The 20,585-nt window shown below is 59.3% G+C and carries 15 protein-coding genes; 6 read left to right on the top strand and 9 right to left on the bottom strand.

The window, feature by feature from the left end:
* Nucleotides 1-139: 139 nt before the first annotated feature.
* The 5 genes from B723_RS09605 to kdgD form a co-directional block, all read right to left on the bottom strand.
* A complete protein-coding gene (locus tag B723_RS09605) occupies nucleotides 140-1,081 on the bottom strand; it encodes an AEC family transporter (protein ID WP_017336519.1) in 942 nt (313 codons plus the stop codon).
* Nucleotides 1,082-1,271: 190 nt separating this feature from the next.
* The gene (gene garD, locus B723_RS09600; protein WP_017336518.1) at nucleotides 1,272-2,825 is read right to left on the bottom strand and encodes a galactarate dehydratase; all 1,554 of its coding nucleotides are present in this window, start codon (nucleotides 2,823-2,825) and stop codon (nucleotides 1,272-1,274) included.
* Between the two features lie 11 nt (nucleotides 2,826-2,836).
* The gene (locus B723_RS09595) at nucleotides 2,837-4,207 is read right to left on the bottom strand and encodes an MFS transporter (RefSeq protein WP_017336517.1); all 1,371 of its coding nucleotides are present in this window, start codon (nucleotides 4,205-4,207) and stop codon (nucleotides 2,837-2,839) included.
* Nucleotides 4,208-4,299: 92 nt separating this feature from the next.
* Nucleotides 4,300-5,745: an aldehyde dehydrogenase family protein gene (locus B723_RS09590; protein WP_017336516.1), complete on the bottom strand. Its 1,446-nt coding sequence runs from the start codon at nucleotides 5,743-5,745 to the stop codon at nucleotides 4,300-4,302.
* Nucleotides 5,746-5,806: 61 nt separating this feature from the next.
* Nucleotides 5,807-6,718 carry a 5-dehydro-4-deoxyglucarate dehydratase gene (gene kdgD / locus B723_RS09585; protein ID WP_017336515.1) on the bottom strand — a complete coding sequence of 304 codons (912 nt, stop codon included), beginning with the start codon at nucleotides 6,716-6,718 and terminating at the stop codon, nucleotides 5,807-5,809.
* A gap of 238 nt (nucleotides 6,719-6,956) precedes the next feature.
* On the opposite strand from kdgD, the gene B723_RS09580 reads away from it, so the two are divergent.
* The gene (locus B723_RS09580; RefSeq protein WP_017336514.1) at nucleotides 6,957-8,261 is read left to right on the top strand and encodes a hypothetical protein; all 1,305 of its coding nucleotides are present in this window, start codon (nucleotides 6,957-6,959) and stop codon (nucleotides 8,259-8,261) included.
* 14 nt (nucleotides 8,262-8,275) lie between these two features.
* A complete protein-coding gene (locus B723_RS09575; RefSeq protein WP_017336513.1) occupies nucleotides 8,276-8,467 on the top strand; it encodes a hypothetical protein in 192 nt (63 codons plus the stop codon).
* Nucleotides 8,468-8,538: 71 nt separating this feature from the next.
* Here the strand turns inward: B723_RS09575 and B723_RS09570 are convergent, their stop codons facing one another.
* From B723_RS09570 to B723_RS09555, 4 genes are all read right to left on the bottom strand, one after another.
* Entirely contained in the window at nucleotides 8,539-9,288 is a 750-nt protein-coding gene (locus B723_RS09570) for a FadR/GntR family transcriptional regulator (RefSeq protein ID WP_031318393.1), read from the bottom strand.
* 145 nt (nucleotides 9,289-9,433) lie between these two features.
* Entirely contained in the window at nucleotides 9,434-11,161 is a 1,728-nt protein-coding gene (locus tag B723_RS09565; protein WP_017336512.1) for an ABC transporter ATP-binding protein/permease, read from the bottom strand.
* 97 nt (nucleotides 11,162-11,258) lie between these two features.
* Nucleotides 11,259-11,819, bottom strand: a complete 561-nt coding sequence (locus B723_RS09560; protein ID WP_017336511.1) for a response regulator transcription factor — start codon at nucleotides 11,817-11,819, stop codon at nucleotides 11,259-11,261.
* A complete protein-coding gene (locus B723_RS09555) occupies nucleotides 11,812-13,074 on the bottom strand; it encodes an ATP-binding protein (protein WP_017336510.1) in 1,263 nt (420 codons plus the stop codon). The genes B723_RS09560 and B723_RS09555 overlap by 8 nt, the downstream gene beginning before the upstream one ends.
* A 370-nt stretch (nucleotides 13,075-13,444) precedes the next feature.
* On the opposite strand from B723_RS09555, the gene B723_RS09550 reads away from it, so the two are divergent.
* The 4 genes from B723_RS09550 (at nucleotide 13,445) to B723_RS09535 (ending at nucleotide 20,547) form a co-directional block, all read left to right on the top strand.
* Nucleotides 13,445-14,161 (top strand): SIMPL domain-containing protein, encoded by a 717-nt coding sequence (locus B723_RS09550; RefSeq protein ID WP_017336509.1) that lies wholly within the window; start codon nucleotides 13,445-13,447, stop codon nucleotides 14,159-14,161.
* A gap of 1,304 nt (nucleotides 14,162-15,465) precedes the next feature.
* The gene (locus B723_RS09545; protein WP_052909686.1) at nucleotides 15,466-17,091 is read left to right on the top strand and encodes an ABC transporter substrate-binding protein; all 1,626 of its coding nucleotides are present in this window, start codon (nucleotides 15,466-15,468) and stop codon (nucleotides 17,089-17,091) included.
* Nucleotides 17,092-17,397: 306 nt separating this feature from the next.
* Nucleotides 17,398-18,999, top strand: a complete 1,602-nt coding sequence (locus tag B723_RS09540; protein ID WP_017336508.1) for an ABC transporter substrate-binding protein — start codon at nucleotides 17,398-17,400, stop codon at nucleotides 18,997-18,999.
* A gap of 171 nt (nucleotides 19,000-19,170) precedes the next feature.
* On the top strand, nucleotides 19,171-20,547 hold the full coding sequence (locus tag B723_RS09535) for an OprD family porin (protein ID WP_017336507.1): 1,377 nt from the start codon (nucleotides 19,171-19,173) through the stop codon (nucleotides 20,545-20,547).
* Nucleotides 20,548-20,585 lie beyond the last annotated feature (38 nt).

The following is a 20,585-nucleotide window of genomic DNA, read 5'->3' as shown; positions in this document are numbered from 1 at the left end:
TCTACCGTCATCGCGAGCAGGCTCGCTCCCACAGGGGATCTCCTTTGTTGCACAAATTGTGTGAACACCCAAGATCACTGTGGGAGCGAGACCGGCTTGCCGGCGATGAGGCCCGAAAGAACAACCCAAAATCTCAGGACTAAATCCACCCGCCCCACTGCAGCAGGAAGATCCCGACGTTGGTGGTCACCGCCGCCATCAGCGTGGTGATCACAATGATCGCTGCCGCGAGTTCATGATTACCGTTGGCCTGACGCGCCATGACAAAACTGGCCGCAGCGGTCGGGCTGCCGAAGTACAGGAACAGAATCCCCAACTCCGCCCCGCGAAAGCCCCACAACCACGCCCCCAGCGTCGCCAGCACCGGCAGGCCGATCATCTTCACCAGGCTTGAACTCAGCGCCAAGCTGCCGCTCTTGCGCATGGCCGCCAGCGACAGCGTGCCGCCGATGCAGATCAAGGCCAACGGCAACGTGGTTTGCGCCAGGTACTGACCGGACGTCTCCAGCCAACCCGGCAAACCGATCTTGAAATACGCAAACGGCGCTGCCGCAAACACGCTGATGATCAACGGGTTGATCATCACGCTTTTGCAGATGCTCCACGGATCGGACTTGATCACCGGGCTGTAGACCGCCAGCACAATGGTCGAGAGCGTGTTGTAAAACAGGATCACCAACGCCGCGAGAATCGCCCCGAGGGAAATCCCGTAATCGCCGTACATGCTCGCCGCCAGCGCGAGGCCAATGACGCCGTTGTTGCCGCGAAACGCACCCTGGGTGTAAATCCCCCGGTCCTCACGCGGACACTTCCAGATCGCCCAGCCCCAGGCGATGGCGAAACACACCAGCGTCGCAATCGAGAAATAGATCAGCAGCGCCGGTTGCAGGGCGGCGTGCAGGTCGGCATGCAGGATGCCCAGGAACAGCAACGCCGGCATGGTGACGTTGAACACCAGGGCCGACGCGGTGTGGATGAAATTGTCGTTGATCCAGTCGATGCGCTTGAGCAGCACCCCCAGAAACAGCATGGCAAACACCGGCGCGGTGATGTTCAGGGTTTCGAGGAAAATTGCCAGCATGCCGGGGAGAACCTTGAGGGTGTCGTTAGTTGGCTAATGATAAGCCACCGAGGACGTTGGCGTCTGGTAGATCGCCATCGCCGGCAAGCCGGTCTCGCTCCCACAGGAGATCTTCTTTGTTGCACAAACTGTGTGAACACCGAAGATCACTGTGGGAGCCAGCCTGCTGGCGATGAACGATAACGCGGTATCAGGTGATCGGCGCCGGGTTGAACAACGTGATGTCGTTATGCAGCTTATGCTGCTCCGCCCACGTCTGCTTCTTCCCGCTGGCCACGTCCAGGTAGTAGTGAAACAACTCCCACCCGAGGTCCTCGATCGATGCCCGCCCGGTCGCAATCCGCCCGGCATCGATGTCGATCAGGTCCGGCCAGCGCTGCGCCAGTTCAGTCCGGGTCGACACCTTCACCACCGGCGCCATCGCCAGACCATACGGCGTACCGCGCCCGGTGGTGAACACGTGCAGGTTCATTCCTGCCGCCAACTGCAGCGTCCCGCAGACAAAATCACTGGCCGGGGTCGCGCAGAAAATCAGCCCTTTGCGCTTGAAACGTTCTCCAGGGCCCAACACGCCGTTGATCGCGCTGCTGCCGGATTTGACGATCGAGCCCAACGACTTCTCGACAATGTTCGACAACCCACCCTTCTTGTTCCCCGGCGTAGTGTTCGCGCTGCGATCGGCTTCACCCTTGGCCAGGTAACGGTCGTACCAGTCCATTTCCCGCACCAGCTCCTGAGCCACTTCCTCGGTTTCGGCGCGGGAAGTCAGCAGGTAAATCGCATCGCGCACTTCGGTGACTTCGGAAAACATCACCGTCGCGCCCGCACGCAGCAACAGGTCCGAGGCAAACCCCAGCGCCGGGTTGGCGGTGATGCCGGAGAACGCATCGCTGCCGCCGCACTGCATGCCAAGGATCAGCTCGGACGCCGGCACGGTTTCCCGGCGACGCTGATCGAGCTTCTTCAGACGGGTCTCGGCCAGCGCCATGATCTGCTCGATCATCTCGGTGAAACCGTGACTCGAATCCTGCAAGCGGTACAACCACGGCTCGCTGAGATCGACCGAACTGTCGTTCTCGTGCATCACCTGCCCGGCCTGCAATTTCTCGCAGCCCAGGCTGATGACCAAGGCTTCGCCGCCCAGGTTCGGGTTGCGCGCCAGATTGCGCACGGTGCGAATCGGGATGTACGCGTCGGTGGCGGTGATCGCCACGCCACAGCCGTAGCTGTGGGTCAGCGCCACCACGTCATCGACGTTCGGGTACTTGGGCAGCAATTCATCCTTGATGCGCTTGACCGCGTGATCGAGCACGCCGGTGACGCACTGAACCGTGGTGGTAATCCCCAGAATGTTGCGCGTGCCGACGGTGCCGTCGGCATTGCGATAACCCTCGAACGTAAAACCTTCCAGCGGTGCCTGCGCGGCCGGCACTTCGGTGGACAGCGGCAAACTGTCCAGCGGCGGCGCGGTGGGCATGCGCAGTTGATCTTCCTTGACCCAACTGCCACGAGGAATCGGCTGCAACGCGTAGCCAATGGTCTGGCCGTAGCGAATCACCTGACCGCCCTCGGGAATATCCTCGAGGGTGACTTTATGACTCTGCGGCACGAAGTCCACCGTCACCAGGCCATCGGGAAATTCGGTGCCGGCGGGCACGCCCTGGTCATTGACCACAATCACTACGTTGTCCCGCTCGTGCAGGCGGATGTAGCGCGGCGAGTCGGAGTGTTCAATCAACTGCATGACGCCGCTCCTCAGGAATGCGCTTGAGACAATTTGTTGTTGGTTTCAGGACCGCTGACCGGTGGCTCTTTGAGCACCACACGCTTGATCGGACCAACGATCACCAGGTAGCTGAACACTGCAACCAGTGCGTTGCAACCGACAAACACCAGCGCCCATTTGAACGAACCGGTGGAGCTGATGATGTAGCCAATCACGATGGGAGTGGTGATCGAAGCGATGTTACCGAAGGTGTTGAACAAACCACCGCTGAGACCGGCGATTTGTTTCGGCGAAGTATCGGACACCACCGCCCAGCCCAGCGCACCCACGCCTTTGCCGAAGAATGCCAGGGCCATGAAGCCGACGACCATCCATTCAACATCGACATAGTTGCAGGCCACGATGCTGCTGGAAACCAGCAAACCGGCAATGATCGGCGCCTTGCGGGCGAAGGTCAGGGAATGGCCCTTGCGCAGCAGGTAATCGGAAATCACCCCGCCGAGCACACCACCGATGAAGCCACAGATCGCCGGCAACGAGGCAATGAAACCGGCCTTGAGGATGGTCATGCCGCGTTCTTGCACCAGGTATACCGGGAACCAGGTCAGGAAGAAGTAGGTGATGCCGTTGATGCAGTATTGGCCGAGGTACACGCCAAGCATCATGCGGTTGGTCAGCAACTGGCGGATGTAGTCCCACTTCGGACCGTCGCCTTTTTTGCCTTTGCCTTTGTCCTGGTCCATATCGACCATGCCGCCGTTATCGGCGATGTGCTGGAACTCCGCGTCGTTGATCATCGGGTGCTGGCGTGGGCTGTGGATAACCTTGAGCCAGATGCCCGAGAAGATGATGCCAATCACGCCCATCACGATGAACACGTGCTGCCAGCCGAAGCTGTAGACGATCCAGCCCATCAGCGGCGCGAACAACACGGTGGCGAAGTATTGCGCCGAGTTGAAGATCGCCGAAGCGGTGCCGCGTTCAGCCGTCGGAAACCAGGCCGCGACGATGCGGGCGTTGCCGGGGAAGGATGGCGCTTCGGCCAGGCCCACCAGGAAGCGCAGCATGAACAGCGCAACCACCGCCGTGGACATGCCGAACTCGCCGACATAGCCCTGCAGCACGGTGAACAGCGACCAGGTGAAGATGCTCAGCGCATAGATTTTTTTCGAACCAAAACGGTCCAGCAGCCAGCCACCGGGAATTTGCCCGGCCACGTAGGCCCAACCGAATGCAGAGAAGATATAACCGAGAGTGACCGCGTCGATGCCGAGGTCTTTTTGCAGGCTGGAGCCGGCGATAGCGATGGTCGCCCGGTCGGCGTAGTTGATCGTGGTCACCAGAAACAGCATGAGCAGGATCAAATAGCGGACGTGAGTCGGCTTCTGAGTCGATTGCATGTAGATGTACTCCCACTGATTATTTTTATGCGGGTCATAACGATTGTTTTTTGTGGGAGCTGGCCTGCCAGCTCCCACAGGTATTGCGTGAATCAGGAACCGATGTAGGAGGTTTTCACGACGGTGTAGAACTCTTGCGCATAGCGACCCTGCTCGCGGGAGCCATAGGATGAACCTTTACGCCCACCGAACGGAACGTGGTAATCCACACCGGCGGTCGGCAGGTTGACCATCACCATCCCGGCCTGGGAGTGGCGCTTGAAGTGGTTGGCGTACTTCAGCGACGTGGTGGCGATGCCCGCCGACAGACCGAATTCGGTGTCGTTGGCCATGGCCAGTGCCGCTTCGTAATCCGCAACGCGAACCACGTTGGCCACCGGGCCAAAGATCTCTTCACGGCTAATGCGCATCGCGGCTTCACTGTCGGCAAACAGGGTTGGCGCGAGGTAGTAGCCTTCTGTATCGCAAGTCACCAGACCACCGCCACTGACCAGACGCGCACCTTCGGACTGGCCGATGTCGATGTACTTCATGTCCTGTTCAAGCTGAGCCTGGGAAACCACCGGACCGATGTCGGTGCCGGTTTTCAGCGCGTGACCGACCTTGATCGACTTCATGCGCTCGGCCATGGCTTCGACGAATTTGTCGTGAATCCCGGCGGTAACGATGAAACGGCTCGACGCGGTGCACCGCTGGCCGGTGGAGTAGAACGCGCTCTGAACCGACAGCTCGACCGCTTGCTTGAGGTCGGCGTCATCGAGAATGATCTGCGGGTTCTTGCCGCCCATTTCCAACTGAACCTTGGCCTGGCGCGACACGCAGCTGACCGCGATCTGACGACCGACACCGACGGAACCGGTGAAACTGATGCCGTCGACTTTCGGGCTCTGCACCAACGCATCGCCCACCACACGACCGCTGCCCATCACCAGGTTGAACACGCCGGCCGGGAAGCCTGCGCGAGAGATGATTTCAGCCAGCGCCCAGGCGCAACCCGGAACCAGATCAGCCGGTTTCAGCACGACGCAGTTGCCGTAGGCCAGGGCCGGGGCGATTTTCCATGCAGGGATCGCGATCGGGAAGTTCCACGGGGTAATCAGGCCAACTACGCCCAATGCTTCACGAGTGACTTCGACGTTGACGCCCGGACGTACCGACGGCAAGTAGTCGCCGGACAGTCGGAGGGTTTCCCCGGCGAAAAACTTGAAGATGTTACCGGCGCGGGTCACTTCGCCGATGGCTTCAGGCAGGGTTTTACCTTCTTCACGGGCGAGCAAAGTGCCGAGCTCTTCGCGGCGAGCGAGGATTTCAGTACCGATCTTGTCCAGTGAGTCGTGGCGAGCCTGAATGCCCGACGTCGACCAGGCCGGAAACGCAGCGCGGGCGGCGTCGATGGCGGCGTGGACCTGGGCCAGATCGGCCTTGGCGTAGTTGCCGATGGTATCGGTCAGTTCGGACGGGTTGATGTTGGCGCAGTAATCACTGCCGGCAACCCATTCACCGTTGATGTAGTTATCGAAACGCTTTGCATCTGCCACTGGGGAATCTCCTCACGCAAAAGGCCGCTGATCACTCAGCGGCCTTGTTTAATCGGGTGTGTTACTGCGCACCTTGCTTGTCGATCAACGCGGCGAGCATTTCGTACTCTTCGCCGGTCAGGTCGGTCAGCGGCGCACGCACAGGACCTGCGTCATAGCCGGCAATTTTTGCCCCGGCCTTGACGATACTCACCGCGTAACCGGCTTTGCGGTTACGGATGTCCAGGTACGGCAGGAAGAAGTCGTCGATGATCTTGCCGACGGTGGCGTGATCTTCGCGAGCGATAGCGTGGTAGAAATCCATCGCGGTTTTCGGGATGAAGTTGAACACCGCCGAGGAGTAAACCGGCACGCCCAGTGCCTTATAGGCCGCTGCGTAGACTTCGGCGGTCGGCAAACCACCCAGGTAGCTGAAGCGATCGCCGAGGCGACGACGGATCGACACCATCAACTCGATATCGCCCAGGCCATCTTTGTAGCCGATCAGGTTCGGGCAACGCTCGGCCAGACGTTCCAGCAACGGCGCGGTCAGGCGGCAGACGTTGCGGTTGTAAACCACTACGCCGATCTTCACCGATTTGCACACGGCTTCAACGTGAGCGGCAACACCGTCCTGGCTGGCTTCGGTCAGGTAGTGCGGCAGCAGCAACAGGCCTTTGGCGCCCAGACGCTCGGCTTCCTGTGCGTACTCGATCGCCTGGCGGGTCGAACCACCCACACCGGCCAGAATCGGAACGCTGGTTTCGCAGGTGTCGACGGCGGTCTTGATGATTTCCGAATATTCGCTGGCCGCCAGAGAGAAGAACTCACCGGTGCCGCCTGCGGCGAACAGAGCCGAGGCGCCGTATGGGGCCAGCCATTCGAGACGCTTGATGTAGCCAGCGCGATGGAAATCGCCCTGAGCATTGAAATCGGTAACCGGGAAAGACAGCAGACCGGAAGAGAGGATGGACTTCAGTTCTTGTGGATTCATTATTCGAACACCCTGGGTAGCACGTTTGTGTGTGAGGAAATCGTTCAGCCTGCGCCGAAGTTGTAGGTCATCGTACAACTTAAAAAACAACCGTCAACTGCATTTCATCGCCGCATCCAAAATTTATGCGTCGGAAAAGTATTTTCTTGACGTAGGAAAGTTCTCCTCTATGCTCTGAATAACTGTATATACATACAGTTAACTGGAAGCATACCGACGACATATCAAGGAGATAGAAATGTCAGGTCTACACACACAAACCCAGGAACAACCGAAGCCGGTCATCGCAAGTCTGGATGATCTGTTCAACGAGAACGGCATCGCCATTACGGGTAATGACCACCTGCTCCTGCACCTCGACGCCCCTGGCTCCGACACCCATCAACCGTCCACCTCTGCATCCGTCAACGCCTTGAAAGGCAAGCCACAGCTGAGGTTCGAGGGGGGTGAACACACGGCCATCGGTGATAACACGCTGCTGCGTTTCGTCAAGGATGCCCCTGCTGTAGTGGCGTCGCAGGTCGAGTTGCACTTGCCGAACGGCTTGGCACTGACCTATGGGCAGATCGTTGCCCTGGGGGGTGATTTCTATGGAATTGCGGATAAACCGGTCAGCGAAGGCGCAACCGCTGCCGACCGGGTCCAGCGTTTTACCGAGGCTTTCAATTCCCTGGCGGTCCTGCCCGCGTCCAATGCCGAGGCGAAGCTGATTCTCGGCGTCATGCAGAAGGAAATCGCCGCAGTCAAACAGGCGATCAAGGATGGCAAGCAGCCCCACGAGGCGTATGACGCCTTGGGTGATACGTTGTCGGAAGAGTGGAACAAAATCACCGGCGGCGGCAGCTTCGTTTCCGCCCTGTACCCACTGGGGCGCTACCTGAAACTGGCCGCCAACAATGCCGATCACTTCGCCGAATGGGCACTGCTGGCCTACATCGCCGGGCACACGGCCGCGTTGCAACAAGCGGTGATCGCCCACAACACAGCTGACGACCAGTCCCTGGAACTGGCCTATGCGCTGAACGCTTTCGCCGATCACTACCTGACCGACCTGTTTTCCGCCGGCCATCTGCGCGTGCCACGCAAACAGTTGGCGGCAGTGGTCACGCCGAGTGATCTGGGCTCGTTGATCACCCGCTTCATGCACGACGAAGACAGCAAGTTCGGCCTCAACGTGCGTAATGGCGATGGCGCTCAATGGCATGCGTATGGCGACAAACGCTACTTCGATGCCATCGACAGCGCCAACCGCCTCCAGGTCAATCAAGCGGTTCAAGTGTCTGCGGATGAGATATTCGCGGCGTACCTCAGCGGTATCGCACCGTCACCCAGCAGTTTCGCGGCATTGAAAAAACTGCCTGACCTGCAAGCGGTACTGAACCCTGTGGGTAATTTCTCGCCGTTATTCAAGGTCGAGGGTAACAAGGTGCTGCGACGCAAGGACGTCAACAACCTGAACGATACCGCCACGGTGGATGACTGGTGGGGCTGGAGCACTTACCTGCTGCTCAAGGACTACAAGCCGACTGGCAACGTGGCCTGATAAGGAGATCAATCATGACGATCAAATTGAAACTGGAGCTGGTCTCGGGCCAATCGCTCAAGGGTGCGCCGCTGGAGTTGTTGGCTGATGGCAAGCCGATTGCGAAAGGAGTCGTGGATAAAAACGAAAGTGTGACGTTCGATGTTAAGTCTGCGGCTGCCAGGTTGACCGTGAGAGTGGATCGCTCGATTCTGAAAACCGTCTGAGGCCAATGGCCCCATCGCCGGCAAGCCGGCGATGGCAATCCAGAGAACAATAGAACTGCCCAGCCTGGAAACTACCCCCGCTGCGCCTCAGCCTCTTCATGCGCATGACGCAACCGCTCGCGGCTGTTGGTCAAATGCAAGCGCATCGCTGCCCGCGCCGCATCGGAATCCTGGCGCGCAATCGCATCGTAAATCTCTTCGTGCTCACGGCTCAGACGGCTCATGTAGTGTTGCTGGTCATCATGGGCCAGGCGTGCCGAGTTGAGTCGAGTGCGCGGAATGATGCTGGTGCCCAGGTGGGTCATGATGTCGGTGAAATAGCGGTTGCCGGTCGACAGCGCGATTTGCAGGTGGAACTGAAAGTCCGAGGCCACGGCATCGCTGGCGTGTGCCGCGCTTTCGTTCAAGGCGTCCAGCGCGGCGCGCATCAACGCCAACTGTTCAGGGCTGCGGCGTTGTGCGGCGAGACCGGCGGACTCCACCTCGAGGCTGATGCGCAGTTCCAGAATCGCCAGCACATCACGCAGCGTCACCACGGTCGCCGGATCGATACGGAAACCGCTCGGGCTCGGCGTGTCGAGTACAAAGGTGCCGATGCCATGGCGGGTTTCCACTTGCCCGGCCGCCTGCAGACGGGAAATCGCCTCGCGCACCACCGTGCGGCTGACGCCATGGGCATCCATGATCGCCGACTCGGTGGGCAACTTGTCGCCGCGCTTGAGGTGACCGTCTCGAATCTGCTCGGACAGCACCGTCACCAGTTCCTGTGCGAGGCTGCGGCGCTTGCGTGGAAGGCGTGGTGCATCGATCGGGTTTTCCATGGTGAACGTCTGTCTCGAAAAATTCGGCTGAAACCGCATCATAGCTCAAGGCGGTTGTACGATCACCACCACTCCCTGTGGGCGCGAATTGTGGCGAGGGGATTCATCCCCTCACCACAAAAGCCCACACAGAGTCTTGTGGTGTTCATGCGGTCACGGTCTGGTCCACCAGATGGCCATTTTCAATGCGCACATGCCGCGGATGGAAGCGCTTCAAGCTACTGCGATGCCCGACGCTGACAATGCTCAGCCCCGGAATCTCATCGATCAGTGCCTGATACAGCGACGCCTCATCCTCTTCGTCCATCGCCGAGGTCGCTTCGTCCATGTACAGCCATTGCGGTGCATAAAGCAGCGCGCGGGCAAAGGCCAGGCGTTGCTGTTCACCCGGGGAAAGCATGCGTTGCCAGTGATTCGCTTCATCCAGGCGCGAAACCAGGTGCGGCAAACGGCAGGTTTCCAACACATGAACGTAACGCTCGTGCGGATAGGTCTCGCCAGGCTGTGGATAACTCAACGCCTCGCGCAGCGTGCCAATCGGCAGGTAAGGCTTTTGCGGCAGGAACAGATAGCGCGCCGCCGGCAGACGAATGCTGCCATGGCCCGCAGGCCACAGATGACCCATCGCCCGCAACAGTGTGGACTTGCCACTGCCAGAGCGGCCGCTGAGCATCACGCGCTCGCCCTCCTCCACGGTCATGTCGGCGTTGGTCAGCAGATGACGACCATCAGCAAGGTCGAGGCCCAGGTCATGCACCTTCAACGCATCACCCTGATTCTGCACGTCGATGGCTGGCGCACGCTCTTCATTGTCGGTCATGGCCTGGCGGAAACTCAGCAAACGATCGCAGGTGGCGCGCCACGACGCGAGGTTCTGATACGCACTGATAAACCAGCTGAAACTCTCCTGCACATTGCCGAACGCCGAACTGATCTGCATCAGCTCTCCGAGCTCGATCTTGCCGGCGAAGTAACGTGGCGCGGCGACCATGAACGGAAAGATGATGGCGGCCTGTTGGTAACCTGCGGTGAAGAACGTCAGACGCTTGGACACCTTCATGATGTCCCAGAAGTTGTGCCAGACCAGCCCGAACCGGTTGCTCAGGCGACGGTTTTCATTGGGCTCGCCGTTGTACAAGGCGATGCTTTCGGCATTTTCACGGACGCGGACCATGGAGAAACGCAGGTCGGCTTCGAAGCGTTGTTGTCGGTTGTTGAGGCCGATCAAGCGACGGCCGATCAAATGGGTCAGCCAGCTGCCGATCACGGCATACACCAGCACGCACCAGAACATATAGCCGGGAATGGTGAAACCGAACACCTCAATGCTGCCCGAAACGCCCCAAAGGATGATCGAGAACGACACCAGGCTCACAATGTTGCGCAGCAAACCGATGCCCAGTTCCAGGGTGTTCGAGGTGAAGTTGTTGAGGTCTTCGGAAATCCGCTGGTCCGGGTTATCGGTGTAACCGCCCTGCTCCAGCTGGTAGTAGTTCTTGTTGCCGAGCCAGCGGGCAAAATGCTTTTCAGTGAGCCAGGCACGCCAGCGAATGGTCAGCATCTGGGTCAGGTAGAGCCGGTACACAGCGCCGATAATCGCCACCGCGGCAATCCCGCAGAAATATAGAATCAGCCGCCAGAACGCGGCCTCGTCCTTTTGCTGCAGCGCGTTGTAAAAATCCTTGTACCAGGTGTTGAACCACACCGAGATGCCCACGCTGACCAGAGATAACGCAATCACCGCGATCAGCAGCGTCCAGGCCTTGCCCTTCTCTTCACTGCGCCAGTAAGGCGTGATCATCGCCCAGACTTTGCGAAAAAACTGCCCGCGCACAGCATCGTTGACCGCGGAATATTCAGCGTTCTGATTCATGGAAAAGGCTCGATAAAGAAAAGAACACGCACGAACCGATCATAGAGGATCGGTTCGGTCTGTCGCGAGGCGTGGCCGGCATTCGTTCAGCGCAGGTTCAGCGACGAACGGGACGTTTCTGCAGTTTGCGCTGCAGCGTGCGGCGGTGCATGCCCAGGGCGCGGGCAGTGGCGGAGATATTGCCTTCGTGTTCGGTCAACACGCGCTGGATGTGTTCCCACTGCAGGCGATCCACCGACATCGGGTTTTCCGGCACCAGGGTGTCGAGGTCGGCGTGCTCGGAGAGCAACGCGGCGAGGACGTCATCGGCATCTGCCGGTTTGCACAGGTAGTTGCATGCACCGCGCTTGATCGCCTCGACGGCGGTGGCAATGCTCGAGTAACCGGTGAGGATCACCACGCGCATGTCCGGGTCGAGTTCGAGCAGTTTGGGCAACAACACCAGGCCCGAATCGCCGTCCATTTTCAGGTCCAGCGCGGCGTAGTCCGGGATGTCGGCCTGGGCGATGGTCAGGCCTTCTTCGGCGGAACCGGCAGTGCTGACGCGAAAACCGCGGCGGGCCATGGCTCGCGCCATCACGCGGGTGAACGTGGCGTCGTCATCTACCAGCAGCAAATGCGGCAGCTCTTCGCCTTCGACTTGGATCTCGTCACTCATGTTCGTCTCCTCGGGCGACACGGGGCAGGCGCAGCTCGGTGAGCGTGCCGCCTTCCTCATGACTGTAGAGTTTCACTGAGCCGCCGGCGCGTGTCACGCTGGCCTTGCTCAAAAACAGGCCCAGGCCGAAACCTTTGCCCTTGGTGGTAAAAAACGGTTTGCCGATCTGTTCGGCAATGGCCAGCGGCACACCGGCGCCGTGGTCGCGAATGCTGATGGTCAAATCCTCGGCATTCCAGTCCAGCGTCACTTGCAGCCCTTCGGGGCAAGCGTCGGCGGCGTTGTTGAGCAGATTCAGCAGCGCCTGGGTCAGGTCAGGCGGCGGCGCCATGCGCGGCACGGTGCCCTGGCCCAGACGCTGGAAGCGGTAGCTGGCTTCCGGGCGCATCAGGTGCCAGCGGTTCAGCGCTTCGTCGAGCCAGTCGGTGACGTCCTGCATTTCCACCGCCAAACGGCGATTGGCCTCCGCCGCCCGAACCAGCTGTTGCAAGGTTTCCTTGCAGAGCTTGACCTGATCCTGCAGTACGCTCAGGTCGTCCTGCAACATCGGGTCATGATGGTCCTGGCGCATTTCCTTGAGCAGCACGCTCATGGTCGCCAGCGGCGTGCCCAGTTCATGGGCGGCACCGGCGGCCTCGGTCGCGACGGCCAGCAATTGCTGATCACGCAGGCCTTCTTCGCGACGGATGGCGCGCAGTTCTTCCTGGCGGCGCAGCTCTTCGGCCATGCGCGCGGCAAAGAAGGTGATCACCGCGGCGGCCAGGGCGAAACTCAGCCACATCCCGTAGACCTGCAGGTTTTCCCGGGCAATCGGGAAGGTTTGCAACGGATAGAAACCCGCCAGCAGCAAGGTGTACATCGTCAGCGCAATGCCCGACAGGATCACCGAATAACGCCATGGCAGCGTCACGGCGGCGATCGTCAGCGGCACCAGGTAATAAGAAACGAAAGGGTTGGTCGAGCCCCCGGAGAAATACAGCAAGGCACTGTGGATAAACAGGTCGCAGGCCAGTTGCACGGCGTATTCGAGTTCGGTGACGGGCCATGAGGTGCGCAAGCGGATCGCCGTGAACGCGCACAGCAACATCGAACAACCGAGGGTCGCGGCCAGTTGAAACCAGGGCAGCGGCAGCAAGTCGAGCCAGTAGGCCAGGCCCACGGAACCGGCCTGGGCGGCCAGCACCAAGGTGCGGATGAACGTCAGCCGCCAGAGATTCTGACGAGTCGCGGAAGTGATTTGAACGGGGGCGAGCATGAGCTCTCCTGATGAGCGCTCCAGGCGGATCGCACGGAGTATAACCAAGCACGGGGGCTGACAGGCAAAAGTGCGGCAAACGGCCACAGGCGCCAACGAGTTTCCCATGTGGCGAGGGAGCCTGCTCCCGCTGGACTGCGCAGCAGTTCCAAAACCTGCCACCGCGATTCAACAGTCAAACCGCGTCAGCCGATTTGCGACTGCTGCGCAGCCGAGCGGGAGCAAGCTCCCTCGCCACAAAAGTCCTTCAGTGGATCACCGGTCCATCTGTATAGAAGTTGTAACTGTGCGAACCGGATCATTAAAGCTAGAGTCTGATGGTTTCACGCAGGCTCGGACCCAACCCCTGCGCATCGCCCAAGGAGTTTTCATGCACACTTTCCGCCGCAGCGCCGCCCTCCTCGCCCTCAGCGTTGGCACCATCGCCAGCCTCCCGGCCCTGGCTGCCGACGAGCTGCATTACAACCAGATATCCCTGCGCGCCGAAGTCAGTCAGGAAGTCGCCCGCGACCTGATGATCGTGACCCTCTACACCGAAGAACAAAACACCGACCCGGCCAAACTCGCCGCGGACGTCAGCACCACCATGAACAAGGCGCTGGCCCAGGCCAAGCAAGTCAAGGACATCACCCTGCGCCAGGGCAGCCGCAACAGCTACCCGATCTACGACACCAAGGGCCAGAAAATCACCGGCTGGCGTGAGCGTGCGGAACTGCGCCTGGAAAGCTCCGACTTCGCCGCGCTGTCGAAGCTGACCGGCGAACTGCTGACCGACCTGAAAATGGGCGGCATGGACTTCGCCATCGCCACGCCAACCCGCAAGGCCAGCGAAGATGCACTGCTGAAAGATGCTGTAACGGCCTTCAAAGCCCGCGCGCAACTGGCCACCGATGCACTGGGCGGCAAGGGTTACAAAATCGTCAACCTGAACCTCAACAGCAACGGTTACCCACAACCGTACATGCGCGGCCCGATGATGATGAAAGCCGCCAGCATGGACGCCGCACCGGTGACCCCGGAAGTCGAGGCCGGCACCAGCCAGGTCAGCATGACGGCGGACGGGGTGGTTGAAGTGTTGCTGCCTTGATTCGATAACCCGTACAAAAAAACGGCGATCACCGAAGTGATCGCCGTTTTTTATTGCCTGACAAAAGGCAGCGGTGGAACTGCCTGATATGTGGCGATCGCACCGCCGCCATCGCTGGCAGGCCAGCTCCCACAGGATTCCGGCACATCCACAAGAACAGGTCGGCTGGCAGGCCGCCATCGCTGGCAAAACAGCTCCCACAGGATTCCGGTACATCCGCAGGAACAGGTCGGCTGGCAGGCCAGCTCCCACGGGATTCCGGTACATCCGCAAGAACAGGTCGGCTGGCAGGCCGCCATCGCTGGCAGGCCAGCTCCCACAGGATTCCGGTACATCCGCAAGAACAGGCCGGCTGGCAGGCCGCCATCGCTTGCAGGCCAGCTCCCACAGGATTCCGGTACATCCGCAAGAACAGGCCGGCTGGCAGGCCGCCATCGCTGGCAGGCCAGCTCCCACAGGATCCCGGTACATCCGCAAGAACAGGTCGGCTGTCAGGCCGCCATCGCTGGCAAAACAGCTCCCACAGGATTCCGGCACATCCACAAGAACAGGTCGGCTGTCAGGCCGCCATCCTACGCAATGGATCAGCGCCCCCCACCACCAAACCACGAGGCCGAGCGTTAGCTCGCCTTGCGCTCTTGATCTTGATCCACCCGCCCCTTCGGGAGGCTGAGTGGAGGTGTTCATCCGGGGAGTGGCGCGCAGCGCCGTTCGACGCAGTCGAACACGCTGCATGTAGGTCGTCGCGAAGCAGACCGGAGGGCAGTGTCCCCGGATGAATACCGGAGCGAAGGAACGCCGAGCCTCAGCGAGGGGCCGGACGCTCGGGGCGAGCCTTTTTTTGCTTACTTTTTTTTGGCGTTTGAAAAAAAAGTGAGTCGCCGTAAGGGCGAAACCGCCAGCCGCCGTTACCGCAGAAATGGATATGTACTCAATCAGCCAGAACCTGGTCGGCTACCAGGCCGCCAAGATAAAGATCACTGCAAACCACCAAGGTGTCCACTGACAAACAGCAACGAGCCAAACTGGGGGTATAAATAAGTAACACCGCGCTCCAACCGGGTGCGCCAGACACCACGATCGCCCCCTGCCAGTGCATGGTTTGCACCGAAAAAACCCTGCGCAAACGGTCAAATGCGCACGAATTTACACATATGCGACATTAAGGTACGTTCGTGCCACTGTTTAACGCCTGTGGTCGCTCAGGATCTTGCATTGGGTATGGCCCCTGCATAAGTATCCGCAGGCACGGCTCACGAGGTCGTCCTCTAATTCCAAAAATGACAACAAATCATGAGGCCAACATGCTTAAACACGCGGTCATTCCGTTTTTAGTCGGCGCCAGCTTGTTAGCTGCCGCACCTTTCGCCCAAGCGGCGACTAACCTGGTGTTTTGCTCCGAAGGGAGCCCGGCCGGTTTTGATCCTGGTCAGTACACCACCGGAACCGACTTCGACGCCTCTGCAGAAACCATGTTCAACCGCCTGACTCAGTTCGAGCGCGGCGGCACCGCCGTTATTCCTGGTCTGGCGACCAAATGGGACATCTCCGATGACGGCCTGACGTACACCTTCCACCTGCGTGAAGGCGTCAAGTTCCACACCACCCCGTACTTCAAGCCGACTCGCGAGTTCAACGCCGACGACGTGCTGTTCACCTTTAATCGCATGATTAACAAGGATGACCCGTTCCGTAAGGCGTACCCGACCGAATTCCCGTACTTCACCGACATGGGGATGGACACCAACATCACCAAGATCGATAAAGTCGACGACCACACCGTCAAGTTCACCCTCAAAGAAGTGGACGCTGCGTTCATCCAGAACATGGCCATGAGTTTCGCTTCGGTACAGTCCGCCGAGTACGCCGCTCAACTGTTGAAAGAAGGCAAAGCCGCCGACATCAACCAGAAGCCGGTCGGCACTGGCCCGTTCGTGTTCAAGAGCTACCAGAAAGACTCCAACATCCGCTACACCGGGAACAAGGACTACTGGAAGCCTGACGACGTCAAGATCGACAACCTGATCTTCGCCATCACCACCGACCCGTCGGTGCGTATCCAGAAGCTGAAGAAGGGCGAGTGCCAGATCACTCTGTTCCCGCGTCCGGCTGACCTGAAGGCGCTGAAAGAAGACAAGAGCCTGAAAGTGCCTGACCAGGCTGGTTTCAACCTGGGTTACATCGCCTACAACGTGATGGACAAGATCAAGGGCAGCGATCAGCCGAACCCGATGGCCCAACTGAAAGTGCGTCAAGCGCTGGACATGGCCGTCAACAAGCAGCAGATCATTGATTCCGTTTACCAGGGTGCAGGTCAACTGGCCGTCAACGCCATGCCGCCGACCCAGTGGTCTTACGACACCACCATCAAGGATGCGCCGTACAACCCTGAGAAAGCCAAGGAGCTGCTCAAGGAAGCCGGCGTCAAGGAAGGCACCGAGATCAACCTGTGGGCGATGCCGGTGCAGCGTCCTTACAACCCGAACGCCAAGCTGATGGCAGAAATGCTGCAGTCCGACTGGGCCAAGATCGGCATCAAAGCCAAGATCGTGACCTACGAGTGGGGCGAGTACATCAAGCGCTCCAAAGGCGGTGAAAACGGCGCGATGCTGATTGGCTGGAGCGGCGACAACGGTGACCCGGACAACTGGCTGAACGTGCTGTTCGGCTGCGATTCGCTGCAGGGCAACAACTTCTCCAAGTGGTGCGACAAGAAGTTCGACGGCATCGTCAAGGAAGCCAAGCGCACGACCGACCAGGCCAAGCGCACCGAACTGTACAAGCAGGCGCAACACGTCCTCAAAGACGCTGTTCCGATGACACCTATCGCTCACTCGACGGTGTTCCAACCCATGCGCAACGAAGTGCGGGATTTCAAGATCAGCCCATTCGGCTTGAACTCCTTCTACGGCGTTAGCGTCAGCAAATAAGATCTGGCAACGGCGACGTTTTTGACGTCGCCGTTGCTTTATCTACCGAGAAAGCAGGAAAACACCTACATCCAATTCTGCCGAGTACTACAGCGGCGGGGTCGGACGCGTTGCCCTTTCCTACGAGTCTTTAGGACTCTTCGCATTTACTGCCAGACCCACGGTTCATACCGTCGGGATCTGACCAGCTTATGCGTGGGCTTTCGGTTTTTGCTGCACGTCATGGCTTGAGATCAATGATGCCTCCACGTCCCGGACGGGACCGCGGCTCATTGAAAACACTTAGAGAAAGAAAAAGGGAGCGTCATGCGCCATACCTTGGTTTTATCCGCATTGCTGGGCACCGGCCTGCTGGCCGCCACTTCCATCAGCCAGGCCGCCAACAACAGCCTGGTGTTCTGCTCCGAAGGCAGCCCGGCTGGCTTCGACACCGCGCAGTACACGACCGCGACCGATAACGATGCCGCCGAGCCGTTGTACAACCGACTGGCAGAATTCGAAAAAGGCGCCACCAACGTCGTACCAGGCCTGGCAACAAGCTGGGATATTTCCGAGGACGGCCTCAAGTACACTTTCCACCTGCGCGAAGGGGTGAAATTTCACACGACCAAGTACTTCACGCCGACCCGTGACTTCAACGCCGACGACGTGCTGTTCACCTTCAATCGCATGCTCGATCCGCAGCAACCTTTCCGTAAGGCTTATCCAACCGAATTCCCGTACTTCAACGGGATGAGCCTGAACAAGAACATCGCCAAGGTCGAGAAGACCGGGCCGCTGACCGTGGTCATGACGCTCAACAGCGTGGACGCCGCGTTCATCCAGAACATCGCCATGAGCTTCGCCGCCATCCTGTCCGCCGAATACGCCGACAAGCTGCTCGCCGAAGGCAAGCCGAGCGACATCAACCAGAAGCCGATCGGCACCGGGCCGTTCGTGTTCAAGAGCTACCAGAAAGATTCCAACATCCGTTACAGCGGCAACAAGCAGTACTGGGACCCGAGCCGGGTCAAGCTCGACAACCTGATTTTCGCCATCAACACCGACGCCTCGGTGCGCGTGCAGAAGCTCAAGGCCAACGAGTGCCAGATCACCTTGCACCCGCGCCCTGCCGACGTTGAAGCGTTGAAGAACGACGCCAAGCTCAAACTCATCGAGAAGCCCGGTTTCAACCTCGGCTACATCGCCTACAACGTGCGCCACAAGCCGTTCGACCAGCTCGAAGTGCGTCAGGCCCTGGACATGGCGGTGAACAAACAAGGCATTCTCAACGCGGTGTACCAAGGCGCCGGGCAACTTGCGCAAAATGCCATGCCGCCGACCCAATGGTCCTACGACGAGACCATCAAGGACGCCGCCTACAACCCGGAAAAAGCCAAGGAACTGCTCAAGGCTGCCGGCGTGAAAGAAGGCACCGAAATCACTTTATGGGCGATGCCGGTTCAGCGCCCGTACAACCCGAACGCCAAGTTGATGGCCGAGATGCTCCAGGCTGACTGGGGGAAAATCGGTCTCAAAGTGAAGATCGTCAGCTACGAATGGGGCGAGTACATCAAGCGCACCAAGAATGGCGAGCACGACGTCAGCCTGATTGGCTGGACCGGTGACAACGGGGACCCGGACAACTGGCTCGGCACGCTTTACAGCTGCGACGCCATTGGCGGCAACAACTACTCCCAATGGTGTGATCCGGCTTACGACAAGCTGATCAAGCAGGCCAAGGTCGTCACCGATCGTGACCAGCGCACCGTGCTCTACAAACAGGCCCAGCAGTTGCTCAAGCAGCAAGTGCCGATCACGCCTGTCGCCCACTCGACGGTCAACCAGCCGTTAAGCGCCAAAGTCGAAGGATTCAAGGTGAGTCCATTCGGCCGCAACGTGTTCTCGGGCGTCAGTATCGACCAATAACCGATTAGCCAAAACGCTGGGGGCGGATTCCGCCCTCGCGCAAGCGTATTGCCGCAATTTGCCTTTAAGGCCTGAAGCAAACGTTTGCGATGCCCTGCATGAGTTCCAAAACCAATAGTCGGATCACCCAAAAAGACCGACATTAAAAAAAGAAAGTAAGGAGCTTCACCCATGAAACTGAGCAGCACCGCGTTATTAGCCCTGGCCATCAGCAGCGTCACCGCCACGGCGTACGCAGAATCCCAGAGCCAGGACTTCGTTCCAACCCAACTGGCAAGCACCAACGCACAGTCGGAAGCCAAGGGCTTCATTGATGGTCAAAGCCTGTCGGGCAGCACCCGTAACTGGTACGCCAACGAAGATAAACAGCGAGGCGCTACCTACAAGTACGAGCGCCACGGCGAAACCCTGAACGGCACGCGCCGTATCAACTGGGTTCAGGGCACCATCCTGAATTACACCTCGGGTTTCACCCAAGGCACCGTGGGTTTCAGCACCGAAGTCGCTGCTTACAATGCCATTGCACTGGATCGTAGCCGCGAAGACATCAAGGGCGGTTCCAACCGTACCCTGGCTCACACCAACGGCGACGCGGTGGATCAGTGGAGCAAACTGGGCCTGGCCAACGTCAAGGCGCGTATCTCCAACACCACCCTGACCGCTGGTCGCCAGAACTTCAGCAGCCCGATCGTCGACGTCATCGGCAACCGTCCGCTGCCTTCGAGCTTTGAAGGTGTGGCCATTCACAGCGAAGAGTTCGACAACCTGTCGTTCGACCTCGGCACCTTCGACCGCGTATCGCCTCGTACCGAACAGAGCCTGACCAAATTCACGTCCGAGTACTCGGCAAATGGCGCTGAAACCGACCACGTAAACACCGCAGGTCTGAACTATCAGCCGCTGAAAAGCCTGAAAACCAGCCTGTACGCGAGCAACGTAGAAGATTTCTGGAACCAGTACTACTTTGGCGCCACTCACGAACTGGGGGACAGCTCGATCCTGAGCCTGACCACCGGCCTGAACTATTACAAAACCGTCGACGAAGGCAAAAAGTTGATGGGTGAGATCGACAACGACACTTACTCGCTGTCGTTGGGACTGACTCACCTCGCCCACAGCCTGACGTTCTCTTATCAGGAAGTGAACGGTAACGAGTACTTCGACTACCTGCATGAAACCAACGGCATTTACCTGGCCAACTCCCTGCTGTCCGACTTCAACGGCCCGAACGAGAAGTCCTTCCAGATCGCCTACGGCCTGAACATGGCCGAATACGGCGTGCCGGGGCTGAAGTTCAACATCTACCAGGCTCGCGGCTGGGGCATCGACGGTACGCACTACACCGGTACCGCCTACGACGTACGTAAAATGGACGGTGAGAACCACTATGAATACGGCATCGGTACGTCGTACGCCGTACAAAGCGGTCCGCTCAAGGCCACCACAGTCCGCGCTACCTACACCACCCACCGCGCCAGCGATAACCAGGCTGACGGTAGCATCAACGAGTTCCGTCTCGTGACCACCATCCCGTTCAAAATTTTGTAAAAAGCGCCAGCCGACGGCTGACTCATGATGAGTCGGCC

Source organism: Pseudomonas fluorescens NCIMB 11764 (genome assembly GCF_000293885.2).
In the GTDB taxonomy this organism is placed as follows: Bacteria; Pseudomonadota; Gammaproteobacteria; order Pseudomonadales; family Pseudomonadaceae; genus Aquipseudomonas; species Aquipseudomonas fluorescens_B.
This window is presented reverse-complemented; position numbering and strand designations above follow the sequence as displayed.

Excerpts from the sequence above, each read along its gene's own strand:
- B723_RS09565 (WP_017336512.1), bottom strand. The coding sequence starts at position 11,161 with ATGAATCAGAACGCTGAATATTCCGCGGTCAACGATGCTGTGCGCGGG.
- B723_RS09605 (WP_017336519.1), bottom strand. The coding sequence starts at position 1,081 with ATGCTGGCAATTTTCCTCGAAACCCTGAACATCACCGCGCCGGTGTTT.
- B723_RS09545 (WP_052909686.1), top strand. The coding sequence starts at position 15,466 with ATGCTTAAACACGCGGTCATTCCGTTTTTAGTCGGCGCCAGCTTGTTA.
- garD (WP_017336518.1), bottom strand. The coding sequence starts at position 2,825 with ATGCAGTTGATTGAACACTCCGACTCGCCGCGCTACATCCGCCTGCAC.
- B723_RS09595 (WP_017336517.1), bottom strand. The coding sequence starts at position 4,207 with ATGCAATCGACTCAGAAGCCGACTCACGTCCGCTATTTGATCCTGCTC.
- B723_RS09560 (WP_017336511.1), bottom strand. The coding sequence starts at position 11,819 with ATGAGTGACGAGATCCAAGTCGAAGGCGAAGAGCTGCCGCATTTGCTG.
- kdgD (WP_017336515.1), bottom strand. The coding sequence starts at position 6,718 with ATGAATCCACAAGAACTGAAGTCCATCCTCTCTTCCGGTCTGCTGTCT.
- B723_RS09550 (WP_017336509.1), top strand. The coding sequence starts at position 13,445 with ATGCACACTTTCCGCCGCAGCGCCGCCCTCCTCGCCCTCAGCGTTGGC.
- B723_RS09540 (WP_017336508.1), top strand. The coding sequence starts at position 17,398 with ATGCGCCATACCTTGGTTTTATCCGCATTGCTGGGCACCGGCCTGCTG.
- B723_RS09535 (WP_017336507.1), top strand. The coding sequence starts at position 19,171 with ATGAAACTGAGCAGCACCGCGTTATTAGCCCTGGCCATCAGCAGCGTC.
- B723_RS09580 (WP_017336514.1), top strand. The coding sequence starts at position 6,957 with ATGTCAGGTCTACACACACAAACCCAGGAACAACCGAAGCCGGTCATC.
- B723_RS09570 (WP_031318393.1), bottom strand. The coding sequence starts at position 9,288 with ATGGAAAACCCGATCGATGCACCACGCCTTCCACGCAAGCGCCGCAGC.
- B723_RS09575 (WP_017336513.1), top strand. The coding sequence starts at position 8,276 with ATGACGATCAAATTGAAACTGGAGCTGGTCTCGGGCCAATCGCTCAAG.
- B723_RS09555 (WP_017336510.1), bottom strand. The coding sequence starts at position 13,074 with ATGCTCGCCCCCGTTCAAATCACTTCCGCGACTCGTCAGAATCTCTGG.